Annotated in this window: 18 protein-coding genes; 7 read left to right on the top strand and 11 right to left on the bottom strand. The window is 61.5% G+C overall.

Annotated features, from left to right (window positions below):
- A partial coding sequence (locus K7431_RS25810; RefSeq protein ID WP_224316752.1) for an alpha/beta hydrolase family protein occupies positions 1 to 932 on the top strand: 932 nt, incomplete at its 5' end.
- Between the two features lie 3 nt (positions 933 to 935).
- Positions 936 to 1349: a hypothetical protein gene (locus K7431_RS25805; protein ID WP_012721736.1), complete on the top strand. Its 414-nt coding sequence runs from the start codon at positions 936 to 938 to the stop codon at positions 1347 to 1349.
- Positions 1350 to 1467: 118 nt separating this feature from the next.
- Here K7431_RS25805 and gabP read toward each other — a convergent pair whose 3' ends face one another.
- On the bottom strand, positions 1468 to 2859 hold the full coding sequence (gene gabP / locus K7431_RS25800; protein ID WP_012721735.1) for a GABA permease: 1392 nt from the start codon (positions 2857 to 2859) through the stop codon (positions 1468 to 1470).
- Between the two features lie 554 nt (positions 2860 to 3413).
- On the opposite strand from gabP, the gene K7431_RS25795 reads away from it, so the two are divergent.
- The 5 genes from K7431_RS25795 (at position 3414) to K7431_RS25775 (ending at position 7577) form a co-directional block, all read left to right on the top strand.
- A complete protein-coding gene (locus tag K7431_RS25795) occupies positions 3414 to 4187 on the top strand; it encodes an ABC transporter ATP-binding protein (RefSeq protein ID WP_012721734.1) in 774 nt (257 codons plus the stop codon).
- A 13-nt stretch (positions 4188 to 4200) separates the two neighbouring features.
- Positions 4201 to 4953: an ABC transporter substrate-binding protein gene (locus K7431_RS25790; protein ID WP_003187758.1), complete on the top strand. Its 753-nt coding sequence runs from the start codon at positions 4201 to 4203 to the stop codon at positions 4951 to 4953.
- Between the two features lie 74 nt (positions 4954 to 5027).
- Complete coding sequence (locus tag K7431_RS25785) at positions 5028 to 5720, top strand: ABC transporter permease (RefSeq protein WP_012721733.1); 693 nt, start codon at positions 5028 to 5030, stop codon at positions 5718 to 5720.
- On the top strand, positions 5720 to 6409 hold the full coding sequence (locus K7431_RS25780; RefSeq protein ID WP_012721732.1) for an ABC transporter permease: 690 nt from the start codon (positions 5720 to 5722) through the stop codon (positions 6407 to 6409). Before K7431_RS25785 ends, K7431_RS25780 begins: the two co-directional genes overlap by 1 nt.
- Entirely contained in the window at positions 6390 to 7577 is a 1188-nt protein-coding gene (locus tag K7431_RS25775) for a methyltransferase (RefSeq protein WP_043204646.1), read from the top strand. The genes K7431_RS25780 and K7431_RS25775 overlap by 20 nt, the downstream gene beginning before the upstream one ends.
- A gap of 241 nt (positions 7578 to 7818) precedes the next feature.
- On the opposite strand, the gene bcsQ (K7431_RS25770) is transcribed toward K7431_RS25775, so the two are convergent.
- The 10 genes from bcsQ (K7431_RS25770) to bcsQ (K7431_RS25725) form a co-directional block, all read right to left on the bottom strand.
- The gene (gene bcsQ, locus K7431_RS25770; RefSeq protein WP_043204645.1) at positions 7819 to 8754 is read right to left on the bottom strand and encodes a cellulose biosynthesis protein BcsQ; all 936 of its coding nucleotides are present in this window, start codon (positions 8752 to 8754) and stop codon (positions 7819 to 7821) included.
- A 176-nt stretch (positions 8755 to 8930) separates the two neighbouring features.
- Positions 8931 to 10055 carry an alginate O-acetyltransferase AlgX-related protein gene (locus tag K7431_RS25765; RefSeq protein ID WP_012721729.1) on the bottom strand — a complete coding sequence of 375 codons (1125 nt, stop codon included), beginning with the start codon at positions 10053 to 10055 and terminating at the stop codon, positions 8931 to 8933.
- 12 nt (positions 10056 to 10067) lie between these two features.
- A complete protein-coding gene (locus K7431_RS25760) occupies positions 10068 to 11483 on the bottom strand; it encodes an MBOAT family O-acyltransferase (RefSeq protein ID WP_012721728.1) in 1416 nt (471 codons plus the stop codon).
- A 17-nt stretch (positions 11484 to 11500) separates the two neighbouring features.
- Positions 11501 to 12166, bottom strand: coding sequence for a cell division protein FtsQ (locus K7431_RS25755; RefSeq protein WP_012721727.1), 666 nt, complete (start codon positions 12164 to 12166; stop codon positions 11501 to 11503).
- Positions 12166 to 12831 carry an SGNH/GDSL hydrolase family protein gene (locus K7431_RS25750; protein WP_012721726.1) on the bottom strand — a complete coding sequence of 222 codons (666 nt, stop codon included), beginning with the start codon at positions 12829 to 12831 and terminating at the stop codon, positions 12166 to 12168. Before K7431_RS25750 ends, K7431_RS25755 begins: the two co-directional genes overlap by 1 nt.
- Positions 12832 to 12847: 16 nt before the next feature.
- The gene (locus K7431_RS25745) at positions 12848 to 16687 is read right to left on the bottom strand and encodes a cellulose biosynthesis protein BcsC (RefSeq protein ID WP_012721725.1); all 3840 of its coding nucleotides are present in this window, start codon (positions 16685 to 16687) and stop codon (positions 12848 to 12850) included.
- Positions 16669 to 17865 carry a cellulose synthase complex periplasmic endoglucanase BcsZ gene (gene bcsZ / locus K7431_RS25740; RefSeq protein ID WP_012721724.1) on the bottom strand — a complete coding sequence of 399 codons (1197 nt, stop codon included), beginning with the start codon at positions 17863 to 17865 and terminating at the stop codon, positions 16669 to 16671. The genes K7431_RS25745 and bcsZ overlap by 19 nt, the downstream gene beginning before the upstream one ends.
- The gene (gene bcsB, locus K7431_RS25735; RefSeq protein WP_012721723.1) at positions 17862 to 20129 is read right to left on the bottom strand and encodes a cellulose biosynthesis cyclic di-GMP-binding regulatory protein BcsB; all 2268 of its coding nucleotides are present in this window, start codon (positions 20127 to 20129) and stop codon (positions 17862 to 17864) included. The genes bcsZ and bcsB overlap by 4 nt, the downstream gene beginning before the upstream one ends.
- Positions 20126 to 22345, bottom strand: a complete 2220-nt coding sequence (gene bcsA, locus K7431_RS25730; protein WP_012721722.1) for a UDP-forming cellulose synthase catalytic subunit — start codon at positions 22343 to 22345, stop codon at positions 20126 to 20128. Before bcsA ends, bcsB begins: the two co-directional genes overlap by 4 nt.
- The gene (gene bcsQ / locus K7431_RS25725; RefSeq protein WP_012721721.1) at positions 22342 to 23376 is read right to left on the bottom strand and encodes a cellulose biosynthesis protein BcsQ; all 1035 of its coding nucleotides are present in this window, start codon (positions 23374 to 23376) and stop codon (positions 22342 to 22344) included. Before bcsQ (K7431_RS25725) ends, bcsA begins: the two co-directional genes overlap by 4 nt.
- Positions 23377 to 23756 lie beyond the last annotated feature (380 nt).

The raw sequence follows: 23756 nt of genomic DNA, 5'->3' as shown, positions 1-23756 counted from the left end.
CCCCGCTAGCGTTCCACGAACCCGCCACCGACGGCTACTCCCTGGGCGGCTTCACCTGGCGCCACCTGCGCACCGACGTCGAACGCCCGGTCGTCATCATCAACGCCGCCACCTCCGTGCGCTGCCGCCACTACGCCCGCTTCGCCGACTACCTGTTCGCCAACGGCTTCGACGTCATCACCTACGACTACCGTGGCATCGGCGAATCTCGCAGCGGGTCGTTGCGGGGGTTCAACGCCTCGTGGTCGGATTGGGGCGTGCTGGATTTCGAGGCGATGCTGCAGCGAGCGCAGCGGGAGTTTCCAGGGCAGCCGATTGACGTCGTCGGCCACAGTTTTGGCGGCTGCGCGGCAGGGCTCGGCGCATCGGGCGCGGTCATTCGGCGGATGGTGACAGTCGGTGCGCAGTTTGCGTACTGGCGCGACTATGCGGCGAGCGTGCGTTGGCGGATGTTTGCCAAGTGGCATGTGGTGATGCCGCTGGTGACGGCGCTGTGCGGGCACTTCCCCGGCAAGCGCCTGGGCTGGCTGGAAGACACGCCGGCGGGCGTGGTGCGGGACTGGAGCACGCTGACGCCCAGGTATGAAACGCGCCCCAGTGGACGAGCGTTGGGTGAGCTGCCTTTCAGTCGTGTAAACGCGCAGATACTGGCCATCAGCATGACCGATGATCCGTTCGGGACAGTCGCGGCCATCGAGCGGCTACTGGGTTACTTCGACAGCAGTGAGCGCACACATCTGCGCATCGCCCCTGAAGACATCGGCGAAAAGGAAGTCGGACATTTCGCTTTTTTTCGCAGCGAGTATCAGGATCGGTTGTGGCCGATTGCACTGGAATGGCTTCAAAACGGGCAATTAACGGCGGATACCCTTGGGATTTCTGCCAACCTGCGCTTCAATACCCCACCCAGATCCAGCATTCCAGGACGTTGAGCCATGGCCTCGCCGAACAAGCAGCAAAAACGCGCCCACCGGGCAAAGGCCAAGGCCAAGCAAAACCGTACCCAACGCGCTGTCGCGACCAAGCCGGACGCGTTTGCCGGCGATGACAGCCGCATCGACCTTGAGTCAGTGGATTTGACCGAGCTGTTCGTGGAGATGCGCACCGCAGGCGAGATCAGCCAGCAGGCATTGTGTGCCGTGTTCCTGGCTCATCCGTTGCTGGCGCTGGTGCTGGAACAGGAAGGCGAGGAGGAAGCCACCGACTTCATTCTTGCGGCACTGATCGAGTATCGGCAGTGGGCCACGGACACCGACGATGAAGCCGCCGCGCTGGCATGGATCGAGTCGCCGCAGTTCCAGGCAGATTACGTGGCGGCATCACAGGCGCTGACCAGCTCCCAGGACTGATACAAAACCAAATGTGGGAGGGGGCTTGCCCCCGATTGGGGTAGATCAGCCAGCACATCTGACGCTGACACACCGCAATCGGGGGCAAGCCCCCTCCCACATTTTTTACAGCATTTCGTCAGTTCAATACCGCAGCGCCAACCCTCTGCGCCTTGCGACGGTTTGATACAAACAGTCCCGCCGCCACCACCAGCAAACTCAGCACGCCGGTCGCGATGATCTCAACCCGGTGCGCTTCCTGGAACAGCATGATGGTCAGCGTACCCACGATGAACACCATCACCGCGTAAGTCAGGCCCGGGAACAGCCACATCTTGAAGACGATCTTCTCGCCCGCCGCCGTGCGCTTCTGGCGCATGCGCAGTTGCGACACCGCAATCACCAAGTACACCAGCAACGCGATGGCGCCGGAACTGGCCAGCAGGAACTCGAACACCGCCGCCGGGGCCACGTAGTTGGCGAATACCGCCAGGAACGCGGCGCCGGTGGACAACAACACTGCCCAATAAGGCGTGCCGCTCTTGTTGGTGCGCTTGGCCACGGCCGGTGCATCACCGCGACGGCCCAGGGAGAACAGCATGCGCGAAGCGGTGTACAGCGCCGAGTTCAAGCAGCTGGTTACGGCAACCAGCACCACCAGGTCGACAATCAGCTTGGCGTTCGGAATGCCCATGCGTTCCAGCACGGTCTGGTAGGAACCTACGGCCGCCAAGGTCGGATCGTTCCAAGGGACCAGGGACACCACGATGAAGATCGACAGCAGGTAGAACAAACCAATCCGCCAGATCACCGAGTTGGTGGCCTTGGTGATCTGCTGGCCTGGGTTCTTCGATTCAGCGGCGGCGATGGTGACGATCTCGGTGCCCATGAACGAGAACATGGTGGTGAGGATCGCGGCCAGTACGGCGCCCATGCCATTTGGCATAAAGCCTTGGGTGTCGAACAGGTGCGAAACACCGCTGACCTGGCTGGTCGGCAGGAAGCCGAAAATCGCGGCCAGGCCAAGGATCACAAAGCCCACGATCGCCACGACCTTGATCAACGCAAACCAGAACTCGAACTCGCCGTAGTTCTTCACGCTGAATAGATTGGTGGCCGTCAGCAGTAAGGTGATGATCAGGGTAAAGGCCCAAATGGCCACATCCGGGAACCAGGCGTGCAGGATGGTCGCGGCAGCGTTGGCTTCCAACGGAATCACCAGCACCCAGAACCACCAGTACAACCAACCGATCGTAAACCCGGCCCAATGACCGATTGCGCGGTCGGCGTAAGTGGAGAACGAACCGGTGTCAGGCGACGCGACGGCCATTTCTGCCAGCATGCGCATCACCAATACCACCAGTGTGCCCGCAGCGGCATACGCCAGCAGTACCGCCGGGCCGGCGGCGGCAATCGCGTGGCCGGAGCCGACAAACAGACCGGCACCGATGACGCCGGCAATCGAGAGCATGGTGACGTGACGCGGTTTGAGCCCCTGTTCGAGGTCATTGGAGCTTTGCGTACTACTCATTGACACACCTTTACGAGGAATTGCGAAAACGGTCGGCCCGGCCCGGGATCTTTCTCGTGAAAAGAAACCAACGGGGCGTTCTTTATTTTTTACGCAATATTTGCGCCAAAATGTTACAGGGCCACGATTGACGCGGGCTGCAGGACGATTCAACAACCATCGCAAGTCATTGAGAACAATGGCATTCCGCTATAGCGTTACCGTGCGACTCACATTCAAGACGAATAAACGCACCATAAACACACACAAAAAGTACGTGACGCCCCACAAAAGGGCTGATACGCACCGTTTGCCCGGTTAACCCTTCCAACACCCGGCCAAAGCTGGCACCATCGCGCCCTTTTTAAGCGAAGCCCGCGGTTTTTCGGGTTCAAACGGTTGTTCGGTTGTTGATGGCGCGACACGCTGCTGTGCCGATGCGACACCCTGCCGCACACCACCTGTTTACCCCAAGCCACGCTGTTGGCTGCTATCAAGACGCTATGCTAGCTTGGCGCCTCGCCAGGAAGGCGGCCCAACAGCGAAGATCGCAATGAACACAATGAGGACCCCACATGGCCGAGGCCACGCCCGCGCTTGAAATCCGCAACTTGCATAAACGCTATGGTGAGCTGGAGGTACTCAAAGGTATCTCGCTCACCGCTCGCGACGGCGATGTGATCTCGATCCTGGGTTCCTCCGGTTCCGGCAAGTCCACCTTCCTGCGCTGCATCAACCTGCTGGAAAACCCGCACCAGGGCCAGATCCTGGTGGCCGGCGAAGAACTCAAGCTCAAGGCCGCGAAAAACGGCGAGTTGATGGCCGCCGACGGCAAGCAGATCAACCGCCTGCGCAGCGAAATCGGTTTTGTGTTTCAAAACTTTAACCTGTGGCCGCACATGAGCATCCTCGACAACATCATCGAGGCCCCTCGCCGCGTGCTCGGCCAAAGCAAGGCCGAGGCCATCGAAGTGGCCGAAGCCCTGCTGGATAAGGTCGGCATCGCCGACAAGCGCCATGCTTACCCGGCGCAATTGTCCGGCGGCCAGCAACAACGGGCGGCCATCGCACGCACCCTGGCGATGCAGCCTAAAGTCATCCTGTTTGACGAGCCCACTTCGGCCCTTGACCCGGAAATGGTTCAGGAAGTACTTAATGTGATCCGCGCGCTGGCCGAAGAAGGCCGCACCATGCTGCTGGTCACCCATGAAATGGGCTTCGCCCGCCAGGTGTCCAGTGAAGTGGTGTTCCTGCACCAAGGCCTGGTCGAAGAGCAAGGATCGCCACAGCAGGTGTTTGAAAACCCGCTTTCGGCGCGCTGCAAACAATTCATGTCCAGCAACCGCTAACGGAGCAACATGCATGCAGAACTATAAAAAATTCCTTCTGGCCGCGGCCGTCTCGATGGCGTTCAGCGCCACGGCCATGGCAGAAACCTTGAAAATGGGGATCGAAGCGGCCTACCCGCCGTTCAACAACAAAGACGCCAGCGGCAACGTCGTGGGCTTCGACAAAGACATCGGCGACGCCCTGTGCGCCAAGATGAAAGTCGAAAAGTGCGAAGTGTATGTGTCCGACTGGGACGGCATCATCCCGGCCCTGAACGCCAAGAAATTCGACTTCCTGGTGTCCTCGCTGTCGATCACCGATGAGCGCAAGCAAGCCGTCGACTTCACCGACCCGTACTACTCCAACAAGCTGCAGTTCATCGCGCCGAAAGCCACCGCCGATTTCAAGACTGACGCGGCTTACTTGAAAGGCAAGGTCATCGGTGCACAGCGTGCGACCTTGGCCGGCACCTACCTGGAAGACAAGCTGCCTGACACCGAAGCCAAGCTTTATGACACCCAGGAAAACGCCTACCTCGACCTGACCTCCGGTCGCCTCGACGGCATCCTCGCCGACAAGTACGTGCAGTACGAATGGCTCAAGAGCAAAGACGGTTCCGCCTACGAGTTCAAAGGTGATCCGGTGGTCGAAAGCGACAAGATCGGTATCGCTGTACGCAAGGGCGACCCACTGCGCGAGCGCCTGAACAAAGCCCTGGCAGAGATCAAGGCGGACGGCACCTACAAGAAGATCAACGACAAGTACTTCCCTTTCAGCATCGAATGATCTGAACGGTATGCCCGACGCGCTCAGTTGAGCGCGTCGGCTTTTTGCACTACCTGCCGCGATATGAAAACACCATGAATTTCGATCTCTACGGATTCGGCCCGGCGCTTGCCGCTGGCGCGCTGATGACCGTCAAACTGGCGCTCACGGCCCTGTGCCTGGGGCTGGTGCTCGGCCTGGCCGGTGCCTTGGCCAAGACTTCTGCGCACAAATCGCTGCAATGGGTGGGCGGAGCCTATTCGACCATCGTGCGTGGCGTGCCGGAACTGTTGTGGGTGCTGCTCATTTATTTCGGCACGATCAATGTGGTGCGCGAACTGGGTGAAGTTTTCGGCATCCCCGACCTTTCGCTCAGCGCCTTCGCCGCCGGGGTCATCGCCTTAGGGTTGTGCTACGGCGCCTATGCCACCGAGGTTCTGCGTGGCGCGATCATCGCCATCCCCAAGGGCCATCGCGAAGCCGGTTTGGCGCTGGGGCTGTCGAAAACCCGGATTTTCACCCGCCTGATCATGCCGCAGATGTGGCGCATCGCGCTGCCAGGCCTGGGTAACCTGTTCATGATCCTGATGAAGGACACTGCGCTGGTCACGGTCATCGGCCTGGAAGAAATCATGCGTCACGCGCAGATCGCGGTCACCGTTACCCGGCAACCCTTCACCTTCTATCTGGTCGCGGCCTTCATCTACCTGGGCCTGACCTCGCTGTCGATGGTCGGCATGCACTTCTTGGAACAACGCGCCGCCCGCGGCTTCGTGAGGACGACGTAATGGAATGGGAAGTCATCATCAAGTGGCTGCCAAAGTTTATCCAAGGCGCCATCCTGACCCTGGAACTGGTGGGCATCGCTGTCATTCTTGGCCTGATACTCGCGATTCCGCTGGGCGTCGCTCGTGCGTCCAAGCGTTGGTATGTGCGTTCGCTGCCCTACGCCTACATCTTTTTCTTCCGTGGCACACCGCTGCTGGTGCAACTGTTCCTGGTCTACTACGGCCTGGCCCAGTTCGATGCCGTGCGCACCAGCGCCATGTGGCCGTACCTGCGTGATCCGTTCTGGTGTGCCACGGCCACCATGACCCTCCACACCGCCGCGTACATCGCTGAGATCCTGCGCGGTGCGATCCAGGCTATTCCCCCGGGCGAGATCGAAGCCGCTCGCGCCCTGGGCATGTCCAAGCCCAAGACGTTGTTCTACATCATCCTGCCGCGCGCCGCGCGTATCGGCTTGCCGGCCTACAGCAACGAAGTGATCCTGATGCTCAAGGCCAGCTCGCTGGCGAGTACGGTAACGCTGCTTGAGCTGACCGGCATGGCCAGGACGATCATTGCGCGCAACTACCTGACAGTGGATATGTTCTTCACCGCTGGTGTGTTCTACCTGCTGATGTCGTACCTGCTGGTACGCGGCTTCAAACTGCTGGAACGCTGGCTGCGCGTTGATGCCTGTCAAGGACGTTGAGGCACGCTTCCAGGCGCTGGATGCATTCCTGACCGACCACCAAGGGCTGTGGAAACCACGGCCCTTTACGCACCTGTATTTACCTTGGGAAACCCAGCACCCCGAACTCGCCCAGTGGCTACGCCGACGTTCGTTAGCCGCTGCCGAAGCCAGCCACAATCAGCCCCACGACCTGGCGGCACCCGCGCCGTTTCCGCAGCTTGCCGCGCAAGCCCGGCAGCTCAGTGCTGTGGATAAGTTACCGATGCAGCCCTTGGCGCCCGCTCGCCATCGCCTTAGCGTCGATGTACCTGGCCGTAAATGGGCACAAATCGAAGCGTTCGGCGCCGCGCTGCAGTTTGCGCAAAAGCCCAGGCACTGGCTGGACTGGTGTGCGGGAAAAGGCCATCTGGGTCGTCGCCTGTTGCAGGCAGATCAAGCATTGACCTGCCTGGAATACGACCCGGCGCTGATCGCCGCAGGCCAGGCCTTGAGCGAGCATCACGGCCTGCCCGTCACGCATTGCCTGCAAGACGTGATGGCCGCTGTGGCTATCGGCCCCGAACACACGCCCGTCGCCCTGCATGCCTGTGGCGACCTGCATGTACGCCTGCTGCACCTGGCCAGCGCCGCCGGCTGCAAACAGTTGGCGCTGGCGCCCTGCTGCTACAACCGCATAAACGCCCAGGCCTACCAGCCACTGTCCAGCGCCGGTCGTGCTTCACCCCTGCAACTGTCGATCGATGACCTCGGCCTGCCGCTGAGCGAAACCGTCACCGCGGGCAAACGGGTGCGTTTGCAGCGGGACACGTCCATGGCGCGACGCCTGGGTTTCGATCAACTGCAACGCCAGTTGCGTGGCTGTGACGAGTACCTGTCCACGCCGTCGCTGCCCGCGAGCTGGCTGGACAGGCCCTTCGCGGACTACTGCCACGCGCTGGCAAAGCTCAAAGGGTTATCCACAGACGAACAGGATTGGGCCGGTTTAGAGGCGTATGGCTGGCGACGCCTGGCAGAGGTCAGAAACCTGGAATTGGTGCGTGGTCTGTTTCGGCGGCCGCTGGAGTTATGGCTGGTGCTGGATCGTGCACTGTTTCTCGGCGAAAACGGCTACAGGGTGGAAGTCGGCACCTTCTGCGAACCGGCCTTGACGCCGCGCAACTTGATGGTGCTTGCCGAGCGCGATTAAAGGGCGAAATTGTCGCGGCACATCCTGTGGATAACTCTGTTGATGAATTCTTTACAGAGCCCGTAGCCATCTACGTTACAGGCCAAAAGCCAGGCTGGTCATTTTTTGTTCACAAAATAAAACGCACTCAAAACAGGCAGTTGCGGCGTGATGAGAATGCCTCCACACAACGGCTGTTTCGGGACATTGCCCTCCAACCGATTGTGCATAAGCATCTGGCGTTAAGCGAATAAAGCGCAATTTAAAGCCGTTTTTTACGTGCAATCAGCAGCCGGCAAAGCTCGGTGATATCGTCCCCCGCCAAGCTCAATGCCTGGCTATCCAATGGGTCGATACCAAACGCCAGCGCCTCGCTGATCGCCATATCGCGGTGCACCTCTAGAGGCTCTCTGGTGCCGAGCCGCTGCTTGAACGCCTCCACCATATCCAGGCTGAAGGCATTGTCCTCATCCAGTTGGTTGATCACAAAGTGCACATGCGGTGGGCGTTCGCGCTGAAGGTGCGGTGCCAACAGCCCGTCGAGTTGGTCCAGCGTACCCAGGGAGGCGGCGTCGGCTTGGGCAATCACCAGCACCACGTCGGCCACGCTCAAGGCTTGATGGAAGTAGACGTTATTGCCGGCGGGGGTATCGATGATCACGGTATGACGGGCGCTCAGGCCCAATGCAGACAGGCGCTGCGCCAACCAGTCCGGTTCATGTTTGAGCCAACGTTGCAGGTCGTCCTGCTGGCGCATATCGGTGTCGCCAAAGGTGATCACACGACTGCCGACAAAGCCTGGCTGCTGGATATTGTCCCACTGCGCATTGCGCAGGCTTGTCGGGCCGATACCCGGCGAGGCGGGGCTGACACCGAAGTGCATCCGCAGGGCGTTCTGTGGGTCCAGGTCCACGGCGACCACCGACTCACCCAGGCGCTGCAAACCGCTGCTCAAGGCCGTCGCCAAGGTACTGCGCCCCACGCCGCCATTGACCGACACCAACGCCACCACGCACGGACGTCGTACCCCCTTATCCACGGACTGGGATTGCGCCTGCGCACTGGGGGCTTGAGGGGGAAACGGGGTGCCGTCATCCACGGGAATGCTGCCAAAAAAATGCAGCCGCGCATCCAGCCCTTGGGCGTCACGGCTGACGTCTTTCCCCAGCAGAACGAGAAGACCATCTGTAAAGCTCATAGCGGATTCCTCATCACGGCGAAGCTTAACGACGTGAAAAGGCCAGCTCACCCGGCTGCTTACCGCAGGTCTTTTTGTCGTCGCCCTTGTGCAGGCAGTCTGCTTCAAGCTCACAAGAGTGTCATTATTTTGATGCTTGCGCTGTTTATTTTTTAGACAAACGGACAATCGTCAAATTACTGGCCAATCGTGATGACATCGTATGGCGTTTGCAAATCGCGCTCTGGAATCTCCCAAATCAACAACTTAGGCGGGGTTTGCTTGAACGCCGGGCTGTCGAAGTACGCCTTGGCCGCACCGGAGAATTCGCCGCCGTCCTTGCTGAAATTGCCCACAGGCGCATTCAGGGCCTTTTGCAGGAAGCCGACAAAGTTGGAGTTACGCGAGAACGACGTGCCGATCAGCGCCACATTGGGCAGGCCGGCATCGCCAAACAGATCGTCGGCATTACTGGTCGCACCACCGGTTTCATGGGTCGTGCTGGCCGCGACCGATTCCCCTGGCGGCTGCAACGTGGGCGGCAACCAGTCGAGACCGGCCAGGCGCACCAAGTCGCCCGGACGCACGGCGAGCGGCGCCTGGGTGATGTCGAAGGTTTGCTCCGGCGTGGCCTTGATGCCGCGCTGCTGGGTACGCTGCGCCACGGCCTTGGCCCCCGCGTTGGAGCCGATTTCGCTCCAGTGGGTGTCGGTGCGCAGGTAGGCTTCGGCGCCCAGCGGTTTCAATGTTTCGGTGAGGTCCAACGCGGAAACGCCGGCGGCCTGCAACATGGCGGTCCAATCCCGCACCCGGTTATCGAGCACCGCCGGGCGGTACAGGCCACAGCGTTGGGCGGCGGCGATGCGGCTCTTGTCCGGCACCACCACCACTTGCAGGTCGATACCTTTTTGACCCAGTTGTTTTTGCAGGTCGATCACCGCCTGGGCCTTGGTCTGGGCATTGGCCTCGGCATGCCGGTTGATGCGCAGCTCATCGCTGATAAACAGCCAGCCGGGGCAACCCGGACGTACGCGCGGCCCGGTGTCGCCAAACGCCAGCCAGCTGCCGCCGCGCTCCAGGTTGGCGGCCTGGATCGCCATCGGCGCCTTGGCCAATTCCTTGGCAAACCGGTGGGTCAGGTCACCGTGCAGCAACATGTCGCTGTCGACCTTGGCCGGCACATAACTGATCGGCCCCTTCACCATCAGCCAAACGCAGGACAGCAGCCCCGCCGCCAAAAAGGGCACCAGCACCCAGGCCGCCAAGGGGCTGGTGCGAACGGCCAAGTCGCTCGGTGGAGTCGGCGCGGTAGGAGCAGGCATGGTCGGGCGTCCTTAGAACTGAAAGTACAGAAACGGTACGGCGTCGCGGCTGGCAATCAGCGCGAACGACAACACAAACCCGGCCACCGGCCACAGCGAGGCCGCCACCACAAACCACGGCTGGGTGCCGAAGCGCTGTTCGCAACGCACCTGCCAGATCGGCGCGATGATGCACACCAGCCCCAGCAACGCCGCCATGCCATGGGCCGGGCGCATGGCCACGGCCATCGCGTCACCCAAGGCCATGCCGTGCAGACCGAACTGGCCGGCGTACATGGTCAGTGCCGAATGGAAGTCCGGCGCGCGGAACAACGTCCAGGCCAGGCACACAAACAGCAGCGTGAGAACGTGCGACAGCACCGGCGGAATGCTCGGCAAGCTCGACCGCGACCATGCACGGTCAACACACAGCGCCACGCCGTGGGCCGAACCCCACAACAGGTAGTTCCAGCTGTCGCCGCCGTGCCACAACCCGGCAATCGCCATGGTCAGGAACAGGTTGCGGTAGGTGCGCCAGGCACCGTCACGGTTACCGCCCAGCGCGATGTACAGGTAGTCGCGCAGCCAGCTGGACAACGACAAGTGCCAACGCCGCCAGAAGTCCTGGATGCTGCTGGCCAGGTACGGCCGGTTGAAGTTTTCCGGGAAGTGGAAGCCCAGCATCAAGCCCAAGCCGATGGCCATGGCGCTGTAGCCGGCGAAGTCGAAAAACAGTTGCAGCGAATACGCCAAGCAACCGATCCAGGCGTCCACCAGGCTGGGGTTTTCCAGGTGGAAGGCAATGTCCACCAGCGGCGACAAGGTGTCGGCCACCAGCACTTTCATGCCCATGCCGATCATGAAGCGCCGTGCGCCCAGGGAGAAATTCGCCCAGTTGAAATACCGCTGGTTCAGCTCACGGCGGACCCAGTCGTAACGGATGATCGGGCCCGCAATCGAGTGCCCGAACATCGAGATATAGGTGGCGTAGTTAATGAAGCTGCGCTCCACCGGCACCGTATGACGGTGCACATCCACCAGGTAGGAAATCGCCTGCAAGACGATGAACGACAAGCCCGCCGGCAAGGCCACGCGCTGCCAGTCCAGCGGCATCGCACCGTACCAGGTGATCACCTCGCTCACAGTGCCGGCGACGATGTTGGCGTACTTGTACCAACACAGCACGGCCGTGTTGAACACGATCAACGCGATCAACAGGCGCACCCGGCCTTTGCCGTCCTCACGGGAGCGGTCCACCAGCAAGCCGCCGACCCATGCCACCACGGTCAACACCATGTGCAGGAACAGGAACAACGGGCTCAACCAGCCGTAGAACAACCAGCTGCCGATCAACAGGATCACGTTGCGCCAGCTCGGACGAGCCAGGGCATAGATCAACAGGAAGGCCGGCAGGAACAGCGTGAGGAATTCGAGTGAGGCAAAGACCATGGTGGTGTCGGGCCCGATCAGTTAGCGAGTGCGTCAGAGGCGAACAGCAACTTCGAGCCTGTGTCTGAAGGAACGGCCAATACGCTGTAGCGCTCGCCCGCCTTGAGAGTGAACGTCAACGGCTGGCCCACCGGCGAGCCGGCGCATTTGAGCTGCACCGACAATTCCACCGGGTTGATCATGCGCCGCTGCACGGCACCTTCAGCGACCTGCTTGAACAGCTCGGCCTTTTGCGCCACGGCTTCCAGGCTGGCGTCGGCGCAGGTGGCGTCGGCGTTGATGAACGCCAGTGAGGCTTTGAGCGCATTGAAGTCGTCCGGCACTTCACGCACCACCAATTGGCGCGTGGCGCCCTTGGCGTCGACCAGTGCAACCACCGTGGCGAATTCGCCCGGCGCCACTTTCACCGAGAAATCAGCGTTTTTGCCGCCGCTGCTCAATACGCCTTTGATCGGTTTGTCGCCGCCGACAACCGGCAGGAACGCCGACACGGCTTTGTCGCCGCTCAACACCAGGCTGGCCTTGGAACCGTCCGCCACCAGCTTCAATTCGCCAGGGGTGCCGTTGGCAAAACGCAGGAATGCTGCGTCTTGCTCCGGGCCGGTCGGGTACAGCGGGATGTCGGCACAGTAGGCGCTGACACTGGCGAGCAAGGTCGCCAGGCCCAGGGTCATCCGTTTCATTATTTGTTTCCTTTACCGTAGGCCGATGGCGGCAGGTCACCCAAGGCTGTACCGATGGCCTTGGCCCACTTCTGGTAGCCGTCGATGGTGAAGTGCTGGCCGTCGGTGGTGATCCACTCGCCTGGCTTCGAGAACGTCAGCGAGTCGATGTAGGTGCACGGCGCCACGTTACTGGCGAGGAACGACGACATCAGCTTGGTGCGGGTGTCGTCTTTCTTGTACTGCGAACCGACCTTGCCCCATGGCGGGCCGACCCACACGCACTTGGTGCCGGTGTCGGTGATGGCTTTGGTCAGCGAGGTCACGCTTTTCCAGGCCCAGGCTTTAGGGAACACCGGGTTGGTGTAGGAGCCCATGGTGTCGCCGATGATCAACACGACCACGTCGGGTTTGTCTTTGGCGATCAGCTCCTGGATCGGCGTGGTGCTCATGGCGTTTTTGCCATAGATCACGGCCTTGCCGGTGGGCGTGCGTTCGCCGCCGCATTCGACTTTTTTCGGCACAACCCAATCCGCCGCACCGGCACCGCACGCACCGATGGAGTGAACCACCGCGCCTTGCTTGGTGAGGTTGTCTTGCAGCGGGTTGAGCAACGAATCGGGAAAGCTCATATGACTTTCGCCCAATACCAGCATGGTTAGGCCGGCAATCGCAGAAACAGGCATGAATGACTCCGATTAATCAGTTGGAATAAGGGGAACGGTACGGACTGACCGGCAAGGGCATAGGCCCGCTCAGGTCTTCGAACAAGTAGCGCAGATAAGCATTACCGGCGTACTGGCGGTAGTCCTGGGCGTTGTCGAGACCGATTTCGCCGCCCAGGTAGAAGCGCGAGCTCAAGCGGTATTCGGCGGCGGCGTTGAAGCTGTAGCCGACGCCAGTCTTGCTGGTGCTGTCGTACTTTGGATTATTTTTGGTGGCTTGAAGCGTGCTGTCGCCAGGGAAATAATCCGCGCCATCTTGCGCGATATGCTGCAGGCCCACCGAACTTTTTACCTGGTAACTGAAGCGATCAAAGCTTTGCGCCCAACGAATCGGTACGCCGAGGGAGAAAAAGCGCTGCGGGCTGAAGTAACCGCCGTTGCCGTAGGTGTAGAAGTCCTGGTTTTCCTTGAAGGTCATCGCCGAACCACTGATACCCAGCGTCAACGTGTCGCGCGGGTTGTTACGCAGGTACCAGTAGATACCGCTGCCCAACTCCAGGCGGGTGTTGTCTTCAACATTGTTGCCCAGCAACTCATGCAACGACGCGTAGCCGTAGACGCCCAGTTTCTGGTTGTCATAGCTCAGCTCGCCACGGCCGCCGTTGGCGGTGACGCCCCCCCACTTGTTGCCCGCGCCGTCTTCGGAGCCGGCAAAGGAAGTGACGCTGTCGGTGACCGGGCGCCGCGAGATGTTGGCGCCGTAGCGGAAGTTCGAATTGGCCTCGAACGGACGCGACACGCTCACGCCGCCCACGAGGGTGTTGTAGAGGAAGCCCAGAGGGCTCACGCCGACGTCAGCCTTGAGGCCTTGATCCGGGTTTTCAAACGCCACGGCCAAACCGACACCGCTATCGCTCTGAGAGCCCGCCGGCTCTGTGCCGCCTTTACCAAAGCGCGACAACGACTCAGCCTTGACGCTACCAGCACTCAAATGCACCGGCGTCACCCGCAGCGCCACAGTGTTATCCCCCACCGGCATCCGCGCTTCAAACGGCGCTTCCACATCGGTGATTTTGCTCAAGCCTTTCTCACCGTTGTTGCTGCGTACGCTCAAGCCCTGCACCACATAACCGGTACGGTCACGCAGGATAGTGTCCAGCGCACGACGCGCCGGGCTCAGCTCGGGGCTGTCGATCGACGCAATGCTCGATGGCGGCACAAACGGGTCGCTCAAGTCGTTGGACGTGGCACTCGCAAACGCGTTGGACGTCACGGACTTGGTCGGTGCATCGATCGGTGGCGGTACCGCGCCGGCAACGGTCAGGTCGGTGACCTGGCGACGCTGGCCCGGCAAGCCCACGAACGGGTTATACGACGTACCTGGAGCGCTGGCCTGGGCTACCTGGGTCTTGGCCTTCATGGCGTTTTCAATCGCCAGGGCCTTGCGCAGCAGTTCCGCGGCTTCGCTGTTCTTGCCCAGGCCCTGATAGATGCGCGCGGCCGAGGTGAGGATCTCCGGGTTACCCGGCTCCAGGGCCAACGCCTTGTCACTGGCGCTTTGCGCCAAGCCACGGTCATTACCTTTCAGGGCGATGTCCGCAAGGCCCAGTTGCAGTCGCGCATTATTGGGGTTCTGCTGGATCAACGGCGCGTACAGCTCCATGGCCTTCTTGCCATTACCGCTGGCGGCGTACATCCGCGCCAGGGCGCCGACGCCCAACGCGTCGTTCGGGCGCTGGGCCAGGGCCGGGGACAGCATGTCGTAAGCCGCCACCAGGTCGTTCTTCTCACGCAGGGCGTCGGCCTGCTTGACCCGGTACAGGTAGATCAAATCGTCGTAGCGCTGGCGGCCGGTCTCGGTCAAAGGCTGGCCTTGCACTTCGCGCAGGATCTCGCCCGCCTCACTGTATTTGTTGGCCTTGAGCAGCACGTTGGCGTACAGCAGCTTCTGGTCGACCGTCGGGTTGGGGTTGTTCTCCACCACCTTCTGCATCATGTCCAGACCGTACTGCGCAGCCCCCACTTCCACATAGGCGGCGGCCAACACGGCCACACGCTCAGGTTTATTGCGGGTCAGCGGTTCGGAACGCCCGAGCAACGCCAAGGCTTCCGGGCGCTGGCCACGGCGAGCGGTTTCGATAGCGATGTCGGTCTGTTGGTGCAGCGCGATGTCAGTTGCCAGTTCGTTCATGTCCGCCGTGCGCTGTGCCGTGGGGATACGCCCCAAGGTGGCCTCGGCTTGCTTCCACTCGCTCAATTGCGCCGACAACAAGGTGCTGGTGTACAGCGCATCGGGTTGGTTGGGCTGGGACTTGAGCAAGCCGTCGATCAAGGCTCGCGCGTTGCGGATCTGCCCGTCGCGCAGGTACATGCGCGCCAAGGCGAAGCGGGTCCAGGGGTTTTCCGGGTCGGCATCGAGGGCCTGGCGATAGGCGGCTTGCGCGGCCTTCAGATCCCCCCGCTGCTCGGCCAGCTTGCCCACCTGGGTCGCGCGCAACGCGTTGATTTTCACACTCGGTGCGAACTTGGCGCGCTGGGCCGGCGATACCGAGTCGATCAGCTTCAAGGCTTCATCCGGCTGGCCCGACTGGGACAGCACGTTGATCAAGCCGCTCAAGGCATCCGGGTCGCCAGGGTGGCGAGCCAGCACTTTGCGGTAGCCCGCTTCGGCGTCGTCGAACTGGTTGTCCTGGGCCTGGAAGCCCGCCAGCGCAATAGCCGCGCCAGGCTGGCCAGGGTTCAGGCGTTCGGCCTGGGCCACCAGGTCGCGGGCCTGGGCGCTACGACCGGCACGCTGGGCGTCACGACTTTGGCTGATCAGATTCCAGTAGCGCACATCATTCAAGGCCGACTGCCAAGCAGCGCCACCCGGCAAGCGCGTGGCTTGGACCAGGTAGTTTTCCGCCTCGCTGTAGCGCTCTTGCTGTTGACGCAACACGCCCATGCCGCCGAGGGCATCAACGTCATTGGACTTTTGCGCAAGGCGCGCCGCCAGCAGAGGCTCGGCGGTTTTCAGGTCGCCGTCATCCAACGCCTTGAAAGCCTTGGTCATCTGCGGATCACGCTGCCAGGTGCCACCGCCTTTACCTTGGGCGATGCCTTTGTTCATCAGCGCGCGGATCTCGCTGTCATCCGGGTGCACGGTGAGGAACTGCTGGAACAGCGAAACCTGGTCCGGTTTCGGCGGGCCGAGCCAGACCAGCGCGAAGCGCCAGGTTTCGTCAGCGTTGCCGCCCACGTCGTTGTTCGATGCCAGTTTAGCCAGGGCCCGTATACCGTCAGGCCGGGTGGCCGGGTTACGCGCCAGGTGCTTGGCCAGGAACAGCGCAACGATCGGGTCGTTCGGGCGTTCACGGGTCAGGCGCTGCAGGCCGGCGATGGCCTCGCTGCTGCCTTTGGCGGTAAAGCCCAGGGTGTTGTAGTACTCGCGGGCGATCAGGCCTTGAGGCTGACGGCCCTGGAAAATCTGGCGATACAACGCCACAGCCTGTTCACGCTCGGCCTCCGGCTCGCCCAGTTCACGCGCCTGTTCCAGCAACTTGGCGTTGTCCGGAACCGCAACGGTGATGTCCTGTTCCAGTTGCAAGGCCTGGCGCGGCACCGGGCTCAACGCTTGCAAACGGGCCAGGTACTTTTGCGCTTCGGCCGGGTGGTTCTGTTGCACCTGGATCAGGCCGATCCCGTACAGCGCATCCGGTTGGTCCGGGCTCAGGCGCAGCAATTTCTGCCAGGTTTCCAGAGCGCGTTCGGGGTTCTTTTTCGACTGCCAGTAGTAGCCCTGCTCAATCAGCAGGGACTGCGGGTCGCTGGTTTCAGCGACGCTGGCGGTGGAGGCCAGGGCGGCGAGAATCGCAATGGCTAGCGTGTGACGGCGCATGCGGCCTCCCAGGAAAGTTTGACCGTACCGTCTTGTTCAAAACGGTACTTCTGATCGGCAAAGCCCTGGCTGAACAGGCTGAGCATGTAGTCGTAGTAGATCGGCTGCGCGGTGTCCGGCGCCGAAGGGGCCAGGGCTTTGGCGAGCGCGTCGTCGACCTTGGCCTTCTGCAACTGCGCCAGTGCGGTTTCGCCGCGAGCCTGGAAGAAGGCAACGGTGGAGGCCGAGAAGCCCATCGGCGTATAGCCGTTGTTTTTCTCGACTTCGCCGGTCAGTACATGGATTTTTTCCGGTGGGTAGCCGGTGGCCGATGCTGCGGTGGCCCGCGTCATGCCGCCCAGGGATTTCAACATGGGCGCCGCCAGCGGATCGCCCTTGGCGGTCATGCCGGCCCACATGTAAGTGCGGATCGCGTCATAGCTGCCCAAGTCATCGGAAAACGGGTCGACCACGAACAGCCCGGTGTTGGCGCTGGTGGCGCGGTAACCGACCCAGTTGGCCGCGAGGCCGTGAGGGTTGCTGGCCGTATCGGCAAGCATCTTGGCGTTGCTGTCGGCCACCTCATTCCAGCCGGCATTCGGGCGTTCTTTGTGGAAGCGACGCAGTTGCGCCAGCACCTGATAGCTCGGGTTGAAGCGCCACAGGCCACCGGCGTGCACGTAGCCCACCGGGCCTGGCAACAGCATCTTGCCGAGGCCAGGCACACGCACGATCAGGTTGCGTTCAACGTTTGCCAGCAACAATTGCGCGTCGGCACGGTACTGCGGTGCATTCCACACGCGTGCCGCTTCGAGCAAGGCGTAGGCCATCCACAAGTCGGCGTCGCTGGCGGAGTTCGGGTCGATCACACCCCACGTGTTATCGGCTTTTTTGCCCCACAACCAGCCGGGCAGGTTCTGGCCGATGTCGGCGCCCGACATGTTGGCCTTGGTCCAGGTCCACAGCTTGTCGAAGCTAGCACGGTCGTTGCCGACCAGGGCAAAGAACATCGCATAGGATTGGCCTTCCGAGCTGCTCTCGGTGGGTTTCATGGACGAGTTCAGCACGCGCCCATCATCCTGCACGAAGCGCTTGGCGTAGTTCTGCCACAACGGCCAGTCGCAGGTTTGCGCTTGCGCGCTACCGACGAACATCACAGCGCCCAGCGCCGCCAGGGCCATGCACTTAAGCGGGCTCATGCCAACCGCCGTTTTGCACGGGCACGCAGCGACAAGTAGATCAGGCTGGTGACCACGGCCAGGCCGAGGAAGGTGATCAACAGCATCCAACCCAGGTTCTGCGACAGTTGCCACTGCATGAATTTGAAGTAGTTGAGCTTGCCGACGTAGTACTGCTCATCGCCTACCAGCGAGCTGATTTGCGTGCCTTGCACCACCGCCAGGCTGCCTTGGATCGAGTCTTTATAGTCGTCACCGCCGATCAGCGCGTTGGTCGCTTCCAGCAGGCCCTGAGGCTGGTTGCTGGCGATCAGCACCACGCTGCGACCGCTCTTGAGCGGCGATTGGAAACCCGCCAGCCACGTGCTGTTGCTCAGGCCCTTGAAGGTAATGCCGGTGTTGGCCGGGTGTTGGTTGGCCGCCGGGTCCGGGCTGATCCAGCTGCGCACATAACGTGGCAGGTCAGACAGCAGGAACTGGTGTTGCTCGCCATCGCTGGTCGCCGGCAGGTATTGCTGCCACTGCTTGAGCAGCGGTTGGTTGGCAGCGGTAGCGAGCACCAACAGGTCTTTGTCGGCAACGCTTTGCACGTCTTTGGCCTGCACTACTTTTACCGCAGTGGCCGGGTAGCCGGTGGCTTCGCCAAAACGGCCAAGCACCGTCAGGTAGGCGGTCAGCTCGTCGGTACCGTAATTGTCGGGCATGACCACGGCCGACTCCGACAGGTCAGCCAAACGGGTGAACGGGAAACCCGAGTCGTTGAACACGCCCAGGTTCGGCATGGCGATGTAGTGCTGGTAGCCCGTGACGTCGAGGGTCGAGTCCGGGTCGACCGAACCGCGCATGTTGTCGACGATGATGTCGCGGCATTCGCCTTCTTTGATGTAGTCGTACATGAAGCGCACTTGCAGCTTGGACTTGGGCGATGCTGAGCTGATCGGCAACAGGGTCGTCACTTCACGCGGCAGGCTTTCGTCTTTCTTCAACTGGTCGAGCAGGGTTTGGCCGCCGCCCAGGTTGCTCACCGACGGCAATGCCACGGACTTCATGAACTGATCATTCAGGCCGATCAGCAGCGACGAGTTGGTCGACACCTGCTGCGGCGTGTAGCGGTATTTGAGCTTGAGCGGCACACCCTCTTCACGCCAGTTGAACAGGTCTGGCGGCAGGCGCATATCGACGCTGATCGCGCCTGGGTTGTAGCCCGACACGCTGAGTTTTTGCTGTTCGATCAACTCGCCCAGGCGGACCGGGCGGTTGCTTGGCAGCCAGTTCGGGGCATCGTATGGACGACGCGGTGCGAGGGTATCCAGCTTGGTGATCACCACGCTGTTACCGGCCAATACCGGGTTGCCCAGCACCACCGCGTTGGCGGCGCGCTTGAGCTCTGCACCGTCACGGCCGGTGACGATCAGCAGCTTGCCGTTGGCGTCGTTCGGGTTGGCGATGAGGGTGAGGGTCGGGCCGGCCGGCTTGGCAACGGCAACACCGTGTATGTCCATCGCGTCGGCAGTTTGCACCAGCACGATGGCGTTGCCTTTGGCCGGCAACTCACCGAGGGTGGTCGGGAACGTCGCGCCGCGGTAGCTGGCGAGGCCGCCGATCCACGACGACAGAGCGCCGGCGGCTTCCAGCGCGGCGCTGTCGGGAGCGGTGGCGAACACGAACGGCAGGCTCACCTGGCGTGCGTCACGCTTGTCGAAGAACGGCAGCGGCAGCACGGCCAAGTCGTCTTTGAGCACGATCGGCTCGACCTGCACTTTCAGCTCACTGCTGTTGCTGATCTTGGCCCACAGGCTGCTGTGCAGTGGGTCTTCGCAAGACATGGTGTAGTGGCCGATGAACTGCAGGCTCAGGCGGTTGAACTCGGTGATCAAGTGCGCTGGGATCTGCACCAACTGCTCTTGCGGCGTGCCCGCGCCTTCTTTAGGCAGCGGCAGGCTGGCGGCGACTTCGCCGTTGACCAGCACGTTGATCTGCGACAGATCGGCCAGCAGCGCCGGCGAGTAGCTGTACTTGAGCAACAGTTGCGCGCCCTTCACCACTTCATCGGCACGGATATCAAAGTTGACGCTGTCGGACGACTCCACACCTTGCAGGTTCATGGTGTCGCGACGCCCCAATTGCTTGAGGGTCAGGCTGTAGCCGGTGTCGGTACTTTGTACCGGCACGGTGGCAACCGCTTGCTCGGCAGCTTGCGCGAGGGTGTTGAAGCCCATCAGCGAGGCGATCATCAGCGCCAGTGCACGGCGCGGATGAGGGCGAGCGAATATGTTCGAGGTCATGGCTTGTCCATCAGCGTATCTAGCGGTTTTGTGGGGGTGCGGCTCAAGGCCAGACGCAGTTCGTGTAGGGTGGCGCGGCCGAGGGTGAACAAGCCGCCGATGCCGATGGAGCCGACTTCGCGCAGGGCCGCCAGCGGCGTATCCGGCTGACCGGCGCCCCAACTCGCGGCCCAGGTATCGGCGCGGGAGAAAGTCAGGCGAACCAGTTCGCTTTGCTGGCGCAGGCTGAGGGCTTCGAATTGGGCGCCGATCTGCGCGCCCTTGCTGAACACCACGCGGGCGTCAAACAGGCTGTCCTGGCCGTTGCGCGACAGTACCAATTGCACGCGTTCACCCTGGGTGATCGAGTGACCATCGGAAAGCATCAAGCCGAAGCCGTTTTGCGAGAAGTCCTGGGTGGTGCCATCAAGCACGCGGCCGTCGGCGCAAATGATGCTCACTGGCAGCTTGGCGCTGACACGCGGCTCGGAACGCACTTGGCGTGCTTCCGAGGCCACGGCCACGGCGGCACTGGTGATGATCAGGTTATAGAGGGTCCAGGTCAGGTTGATCGCCACCGTCACGGCAGTGGACGCATCGCCCCAGATCAACTGGTGGATACCGAAGCCGAGGCCGATCAGGTTGACCGCCAACAACACCAGGTAGGGCCGGGCGAGTTTCCAGTCGAAGAACTGCTTGTCGATGATGCCGCCCTTGTCGGTGACGTTGAAGCCACCCGCCTTGGGATTGACCAGCGCGACCAGCACCGGCGGCAGGATGTACCAGGCCAGTACGGTCTCGTACACCTCGTTCCAGAACGAGTGACGGAAGCGCCCCTGGATCCGCGAGTTGGTCAGGCTGGAGTGCACCAAGTGCGGCAACACATAGGCGACGATCATCAGCGCCGATGCGTGGAAGATTTCGGCGCCGAAAATCAGGTAGGCCAACGGCGCGGTCAAAAACACCAGGCGCGGCAAACCATAGAAGAAGTGCAGCATGGCGTTGGCATAACAGATGCGCTGGCCCCACTTCAGGCCTTTGCCCAGCAGCGGGTTGTCGGTGCGGAAAATCTGCGCCATGCCCCGTGCCCAGCGAATGCGCTGGTTGATGTGGCGCGACAGGCTTTCAGTGGCCAGGCCCGCGGCTTGTGGGATGGCCAGGTAAGCGGTGTTGTAGCCCAGGCGGTTGAGCTTGAGCGCGGTGTGGGCGTCTTCGGTCACGGTCTCAACGGCTACGCCGCCGATTTCCAGCAGCGGCTCACGGCGAATCACGGCACAGGAGCCACAGAAGAAGGTGGCGTTCCACAGGTCGTTGCCGTCCTGCACCAGGCCGTAGAACAGCTCACCTTCGTTGGGCACGGCGCGGAACGTGTCGAGGTTCTTTTCAAACGGGTCCGGCGAGAAGAAGAAGTGCGGCGTTTGCAGCATCGCCAGCTTCGGATCTTTCAGGAACCAGCCCAGGCTCACTTGCAGGAAGGAACGCGTCGGCACGTGGTCGGCGTCGAACAGGGCGATGTATTCGCCGTCGGTGACCTTCAACGCTTCGTTGAGGTTACCGGCCTTGGCGTGGAAGTTATTGTCGCGCCGGATGTAGTTCACGCCGACCTTGCGGCAGAATTCGCGGAAGTCGTCGCGGCGACCGTCGTCGAGCACGTGGACGCGCAGCTTGTCCTTGGGCCAGTCCATCGCCTGGGCGGCGAAAATGGTCAGCTTTACGATGCTCAGCGCCTCGTTATACGTCGGGATGAACACGTCGACCGTCGGCCACTCTTCCGGCTCAGTCTTGAGCCACACCGGCGTGCGGCGCAGCGGCCAGGCGGTTTGCACGTAGCCGAAGATCAGCACGATCAGGGCGTAGAACTCGGCCGCGACCAGGCCGTAGCCGAAGAACATGTCGACCCAGGTTTCAAAGCCGAGGGTGGAGGTGAGGCGCCAGAACATGTAGCGCAACGACGCCACCAGCGACAACACCACCAAGGCGAGGATCGCCAGGCGCCCCGGGATCTTGCGCAGTACCAGCACCGCCAGGAAGCACACGGCGGCAAACAGGCATTGGCTGTAGAGGTCGAGCGGCGCGCTGATAATGCCCAGCAGCAGCATGGCGCCGAGCACGCAACTGGCAACAACCAGTACCGTACGCGGCGCCGAAGGCCACCGATTGAAGCGCGCGATGGCGCCATTTAGGCGCTGTTCAGCGCGCCCTTCGACGAAGGGCGTGGAGGACGTAGTGTCGGTCATGGGAGGTCCGAGTCGATTCGTTCGAGCAATGCGCGGCACAGGGCATGGATGTCCTGGCTGCCGATACTGTTGACGGTGGGGTCAAGGGGATCACGCCCGTAGGCCTGGGCTTCGCTGAACGCGGGGTCGCGGTGGACCGTCCCCAACAGGGCAGCACCCAGGCGGGTCTTGAACACCTCGGCCATGTCCAGGCTGAAGCGGTGGGCACCGTCCAGTTGGTTGATCACATAGAAGCGTCGTGGCGTTTTTTTGCGATTGAGAGAGGGCTTGAGCACGCTGTCCATCTGATCGAGCGTGCTGAAGGACGCCACGTCCGGCTGCACCACTACCAGCACTGCGTCGGCGACCGACATGGCTTGGCTGAAGTACACGGTATTGCCGGCCGGGACGTCGATGATCACGGTGTCCTGGCCGTTCAATTTGAGGCCGGCCAAGCGTTTGCTCAGCCATTCGTCATCCTGGCCCAGCCAGCGATTCAGGCTCTGTTGCTGCTCGTGGTCGGTAGCACCGAATGCCACCAGGCGGCACCCGGCAAAACCGCGCTCGGGCAGCGCTTCCCAGCTTTCATTGAGCAAGCTGGTCGCGCCCACGCCGGGCATGTCGAGACCGAGGCACAAGTGGTGGCGCAGGGCGTTTTGCGGGTCCAGGTCCAGGGCCAGTGCCGGGCGCCCCTGACGCTGCAAACCACTGGCAATCGCGGCAGTCAGGGTGCTGCGGCCAACGCCGCCTTTTACCGAGACAACCACCACGACGTTGGGGCTGGAATGCTCCGAGTACACCTCACCGTCCCGCCCTTCCACCACTTCGGGCGGCTGCAGGTGGTCGGCTTCGCCTTGGCTCAGCTCTTCCAACAGACGCAGCAAAGGCGCTGACGGCGCTTCAATCACAGGCAGGGCTCGAACGACCGCCGGGGTTTCCAGGACCTCTACATCGTCCTCGATGAACTCGTGGACGAAGTCGATCTCGCGGTAGCCACTCGGGTTGGCACCCAGCTTGTTGAATAGTTTTGAAATGTCATCTGCTCGACTCACTCACTGCCCCTCCCCACCTGGTTTGCGCTTTAAAGGCGATAAAAAGGTCAGCAATAGGCTGACCTTGTATTTTTTTAGTTATGTGGTGTCGGGCTCATTCTGTGATATCACAATGATGGTGTCAGTATTTTGATGCTTTTCGCTCAATCTTATCCGACGAACGGCGTGGCGCCATTTTTATGACAGATTATTTAGAGAGAATGCATTCGCTGTAAGAACATGAACTTGCACTGATTTATCGTATTATTTGTTGGCTGAGTGGTCAGAAACGGCACTAATCTGACATACCCATAAACAAATATTCGATTGCCCTACACTGTCTCAAAAATTTGCCTACACACAACCGCGATTAAACGGACGGTTTATATCGCGCGACAGAA

Origin of the sequence: Pseudomonas fluorescens group sp., from assembly GCF_020093335.1 — a bacterium.
GTDB classification, from domain to species: domain Bacteria; phylum Pseudomonadota; class Gammaproteobacteria; order Pseudomonadales; family Pseudomonadaceae; genus Aquipseudomonas; species Aquipseudomonas petroselini.
Note: the sequence above shows the minus strand (reverse complement) of the source record. Positions and strands in the feature narration are given on the sequence as shown.